We start from the raw sequence: 5,959 nt of genomic DNA on the forward strand, positions 1-5,959 counted from the left end.
GTGGTTGTAACATTCGTAATGGTGGATTCATTCATTAAAATATTGGCATAAAACCTACGGCGTTGCACCGTTGCAACATTCGCAATTATGGATTCATTCATGGAAACGCTGGCATAATATCTACAACATTGCGTATTAATGACAAATCTATTGGTTTGCGTTAATACGTCTATTATAATGCATTATCATTGATATTCTCACAATGAAAACGATATATCATCATTTGATATGCCCTTTTCAACGCCATCGGTGTAACGCTTTTTTAATTTCATCTCTTTCAAAAGGGAAAGCGGCGCAAAGAGAGCGTTTTTCATAAGGATAGACGAACCCCATAGGGGTTCCGCTTTTGATAGCCCAGGGTTGCCAAACGATAGTGCAGGCTACCCTGGGTTAATATGTTAAGTGGAGCACAACGCCATCGGTGTTGCGCTTCTTTTGATTAATCCGCCATGAATCCCCTCGCTATAATCATGTTTTCTCAAAAAAAGCTCAACACCTATGGCGTTGAATCTCCTTGCGAACGCTTACCCAGGGTAGGCTCGTTCCTCGCCAACCCTGGGCTATCAAAAGAACAACACCTACGGCGTTGCGTGGTGAGAACATTCGTCATGGTGGATTCATTCATTAAAATATTGGCATAAAACCTACGGCGTTGCGTCGTTGCAACATTCGCAATTATGGATTCATTCATGCAAACGCTGGCATAATATCTACAACATTGCGTATTAATGACAAATCTATTGGTTTGCGCTAATACGTCTATTATAATGCATTATCATTGATATTCTCACAATGAAAACGATATATCATCATTTGATATGCCCTTTTCAACGCCATCGGTGTTGCGCTTTTTTAAATTTCATCTTTTCAAAAGGGAGGGGGGCTCAAAGAGAGCGTTTTTCATGAGGATAGACGAACCCCATCGGGGGTTCCGCTTTTGATAGCCCAGGGTTGGCGAGCACAGTGAACTACCCTGGGTTAATATGTTGCGTGGGGTACAACGCCATCGGTGTTGCGCTTCTTTAATTTCATCTTTTCAAAAGGGAGGGGGACGCAGGCAGAGGATGTTTGCAGGATTCCTACATGCGTTCGCACACTCACACAATCTCATACAAGCGAGAAAGCGCACATCGGTGTGGGATGATACATATAAACAAGAAGGGCATTTGGCTGAATCGCCAAATGCCCTTCTTCTTTTTATTCAGTAGCTATCCCGTAGATTGAATGAATAGTTATGCTTCAATCAGAAGGATAGCAACGATAAAATTATTAGTTAATGTTCTGCACCAAGCGACTCATGTACCCCTGACCAGGTGCTGAAGGGTCGGGGTTGACATAGGTGCCCTGTACTAATCTAACATGTATGATTCCAGAGCCTTTGTATGAAGAGGTGAAATAGTTTCCATGATTTCCCCATTGAGTAAGCGTTTTACTACCAACCGGTCTATAGGCTGACAACGGAATAAATACCACGCCACTATTCTTTATTTTATCGTATGTTGTTGCATTTTTAGTCATATGCGCTCCCGTTCCGAAAGTAGGATTTGATGAAGTGAACACCTTTTTGGCTTTGTCAAGCGTCATCTCGTCGGGGAAGATAATATAACCACGTTGCTCTCCAGGATTTCGCGTTCCATTTCCATTTTCATCAATATAACATTGTGCCCATTTGGGAATTCTGGTTGAACCACTCACCCAAATACGATCGGTCACTGTAGTTGTAGTTTTAGGCAACAGATAATCCCACTCATCAGAGGTCATTGTGCGTGTTTTTTCAGTACCTACATATAACTTATTACCGAAATCATACTGAGTTTCTATGCCACTTGCAGAACCACCAGGCCTAAAGTATTCAGTTGCTGAAAGTAATGTCGGATTATCTATCATTCCCCATGAAGGAAGGTCAAAATAACGATAAGTCTTTGGTGAAATATACTCCTTGCCATCCTTCTTGACGGTTTCATAGGTGTAAGTGCCATTCTCTCTCCTTTTATTCTTTGGCATAGCCATCTCCCATTGTTCAGGAGCTAAACGATAATAACCAGGATGTATGGTATATCTACCAGTGATTTTGAAAGGCTTATCATTTTTCGATTGGATAAGAGTATTAGCATTCATTACTTTTTCCATCATGCGTGTGTTATAGGTTGTCATAGGCATCACATACTGCATGTTACCATTGGTAATGGCAACTTTATGCGTACTACTGACAGAGAAAGTAGCTTTATGTCCATTGTAATAAACAAAAGACTCAGCTTCAGGATAGCTACGTGCCTTGGGAACCTTTGTTACCACATCGCTATATGAGCCATCATAATAGGCATCGAAAATTAGAGAAGTTCTACCAGGCACAAGGATAGCACAGAAGTTTGTCGCCCCTTCGTCGAAGAACACATTCTCTTCAGGATCAACTTCTGCACTTGTTGCTGTTGTTCCTGTGGCCTTTCCCGACGTTAAGTCAACAGTTGCAGCGGTGTAAACGCCCTCGCCTCGCATTCCTACTCGCGTGATATCAGTTCCATCATCCGTCGACATTGCAAAATGAACAACAGAAAACGCATTTTCCAATGTGATACTACCTTCAACGTTGGCATTAGAACCCGAAACGACAATCTTGCCCAAGCCCGACCATACACAATTATTCTTTAAACCATTTATACTCCCTGGCTGCTTGGATAGATCGATGTTAAGCTTACCTGCAGCTAATTCCTCTTTGCTGATAGTGTTCTTACCCATATAGAAGAAACGATAGACGTTTCCACTGACGATTCGACTTACAGGGATTAATCCAGTAAACTCGCCACTAACACCATCACGTTTAGTAGACGTCAATGTAAGTGTTGAAACCTTCGTCCTTGAACCATTCGTCGTTACGAGCAGCAGTTTGTCGCCACTCTCCCACTTCCTATAACTTTTAGCATTATGCTCATCAGGCAATGTATTTAGCGTAAATTCTGATTCAGCCGTTACAGTAAGAGTCAGCTTTTCCTCATTGGCATCATCTTCCAAATAATCGGTAGGGTCAGAAGAACAAGATGTGGTGATAATTGCCATAGCTATGCACACGGCTGACAAAAGAATACTTTTTTTCATTTTAATAGTATTAATACCAATTGGTGTATGACTTATTTTTTAACTCTCTAATTATCTGCATACAAAATTACGCAAAAAAGACAAAAATAACATGCATTTACAATGTTTAACTACATGTGTATCTACACATCATTGCACCAAGAGCATGTTATAACACCTTCAATCCACACCTTTAATTTGTATACTAAGTTTTTATACTTAGAACAACAAATAACTGATACAACAAAAGATGTTGGTGCTTAAAAACAAAGATTAGACCCTTTAATCTCTACTCATCATTCTCTCCCCTAAGCAAAGGCAGAGAGATGTGATATCTTACAGCCACGTATCTGACAAGGCAAATCACAAAAAACGTTACTATTGAGGTTATACCAATGTTTATACCAAGGGCAGCCAACAACCAATAGATTAGCCCTCCGGCAACACTTGCCATGGCATAAATGTCTTTCTGAAAAATGATGGGTTCTTGATTTAAGAGCACATCTCGAATGACTCCGCCCGCAACTCCAGTGATGCATCCCATAACGATAGCAACCCAGAACGGATGGTCATATTGCAGTGTCTTCTGTAATCCGGCGATGGTAAACATTGCAAGCCCCAAAGTGTCGGTGATGAGCCATGCATTCTCCATGCGACTGAGTTTTTTGGAAAAAAGGATTCCAACAAGCAAGGCGATGATTGTGCAGGTGAAATAGATGCTCGAAGTCATCCAAAAGGGAGTTACTCCCAACATCACGTCACGAATGGTTCCGCCGCCGATAGCGACCGCAAAGCCACACACAAAGCCACCAAACCAGTCAAAATGCTTCGCTGCCGCCATACGAATTCCCGAGATGGCAAAAGCAAATGTACCAATAAACTCGATGATGAGAAGCACTGTGTGTGCTACTTGTGGATTAGGGGCAATCATAGTTAGAGTTTAAGGATTGACAACGTTTTGTGGATGACCTTCAATGAAAGCTTTGATATTGTCGGCACAAATAGCTAACAATCTTGCACGCGCCTCCTTCGTAGCCCAAGCAATGTGTGGCGTGATAAACGCGTTGGGTTGCGCAAAGAGAGGATTATCTTCAGAAGGTGGTTCTGAACACATCACATCGGCACCATATCCACCTAACTGTCCATTCTCCAATGCCTCAGCGACATCAGCATCATTAATGAGTTGTCCACGCCCTGTGTTTATCAACAAAGCACCTTTTTTCATCTTGTTCAGCGTTGCTTTGTTTATCATCTCAAAGGTGTCGGCTGTCAAAGGACAATGCAAAGAGAGGATATCACTCACGGCAAACAGACCTTCGAGCGTGGTTTTCTGGATTCCTTCGGGCAAATCAGCCGAATTTTTGCTGGTGAAAGCAAAGACATCCATGCCGAAATCGCGCGCAATCTTAGCAACTTTGCATCCAATGTTTCCTAAGCCTACGATGCCCAAAGTTTTACCACTTATTTCGCGTAAAGGAGTATCCCAATAACAGAAATCAGAATTATGACTCCATTTTCCCTCACGATTGAGTTGCGCATAATGCTCCACACGATTGGTTAGATTCAAGATGTGTGCAAAGGTCATTTGCGCAACACTTTCTGTGCTATAGGCAGGGATATTTGTTACCACAATGCCATGCGCTTTGGCTGCATCGATGTCAACAACATTATATCCGGTGGCCAATACACCAATATATTTTAGTTTCGGCAGCTGCTCAATAATCTCTTTCGTGATATTTACCTTATTTACAAGTATAATCTCAGCATCTTTAGCCCGATTGACAATGTCTTTCGGTGCGGTACGATCATAGAGTTTGAACTCACCAAGAGCCTGTATTGTTTCCCAAGATAAATCGCCGGGATTTGCAGCGTAACCATCTAATTCAACTATCTTCATGTCTTTAATAATTTTGTTCTTAATCTTTAAACCTGTCTCCCCAGCAGTTTTCCATTTGCTTATTCAGCTTTTCTTCAGCAGCACTATGTTGTCCATGCCAAAAGCGAGTCTCTTTCAGCTCATCAGGCAGATATTGTTGTTCCGTAAAATGCCCGGGATAGTCGTGGGGATACTTATAACCGTCATGATAACCGAGTTCAGCCATCAGCTTGGTTGGGGCATTTCGCAAAGGAAGTGGAACTGGAAGATTCCCTGTTTCGCGTACCTTTGCCAACGCATTATCAATGGCAAGATAGGCAGAATTGCTTTTCTGACTCGTAGCCAAATAGACCGTAGCCTCTGCCAAAGGTATTCTTCCCTCGGGCCAGCCTATCTTCATCACGGCATCGAAGGCTGCATTTGCCATCAACAACGCATTGGGATTGGCTAAGCCAATATCTTCAGATGCACTGATTACCAATCGTCGCGCTATGAACTGCGGATCTTCTCCGCCCTCAATCATTCGAGCCAACCAATACAAAGCTGCATCAGGATCACTCCCTCGGATGCTCTTGATGAAAGCCGAGATAATATCATAGTGCATTTCTCCATCCTTATCATAGGCCAAAGGATTCGATTGCAATATGCTTTCAACAAGTTCGTCTGTAATCACAACCTCATCACCAGTAGCTTCAATAACAAGATCGAGGATGTTTAATAACTTCCGTGCATCACCACCACTAAAACGAAGCAGTGCCCCACTCTCTTGGAGTGTGATGTGCTTTTTCTTCAATTCAACGTCGGTAGTAATGGCCCGCTTGACCAATTGCAATAAGTCTTCTTTGTCAAGAGGCTTTAAAACATAAAGTTGACAACGTGAAAGCAAAGGGCGAATCACTTCAAAAGATGGATTTTCTGTTGTTGCCCCAATCAATGTTACAACACCACGCTCAACGGCTCCCAACAAAGAATCTTGTTGAGACTTGCTGAAACGATGAATCTCGTCAATGA

5 protein-coding genes are annotated in these 5,959 nt (G+C 42.3%); all 5 read right to left on the reverse strand.

The window, feature by feature from the left end:
- Nucleotides 1–496: 496 nt before the first annotated feature.
- Nucleotides 497–691 carry a hypothetical protein gene (locus HMPREF9420_RS13090; RefSeq protein ID WP_081457429.1) on the reverse strand — a complete coding sequence of 65 codons (195 nt, stop codon included), beginning with the start codon at nt 689–691 and terminating at the stop codon, nt 497–499.
- 578 nt (nt 692–1,269) lie between these two features.
- Nucleotides 1,270–3,093, reverse strand: coding sequence for a hypothetical protein (locus HMPREF9420_RS02595; protein WP_007133856.1), 1,824 nt, complete (start codon nt 3,091–3,093; stop codon nt 1,270–1,272).
- Between the two features lie 268 nt (nt 3,094–3,361).
- On the reverse strand, nt 3,362–4,003 hold the full coding sequence (locus tag HMPREF9420_RS02600; protein ID WP_007133857.1) for a trimeric intracellular cation channel family protein: 642 nt from the start codon (nt 4,001–4,003) through the stop codon (nt 3,362–3,364).
- A gap of 9 nt (nt 4,004–4,012) precedes the next feature.
- On the reverse strand, nt 4,013–4,969 hold the full coding sequence (locus tag HMPREF9420_RS02605) for a D-2-hydroxyacid dehydrogenase (protein ID WP_007133858.1): 957 nt from the start codon (nt 4,967–4,969) through the stop codon (nt 4,013–4,015).
- Nucleotides 4,970–4,988: 19 nt separating this feature from the next.
- Nucleotides 4,989–5,959 (reverse strand): replication-associated recombination protein A (locus HMPREF9420_RS02610; protein WP_007133859.1); only part of this gene is annotated, 971 nt, incomplete at its 5' end.

It is taken from the genome of Segatella salivae DSM 15606, from assembly GCF_000185845.1.
Lineage (GTDB): Bacteria > Bacteroidota > Bacteroidia > Bacteroidales > Bacteroidaceae > Prevotella > Prevotella salivae.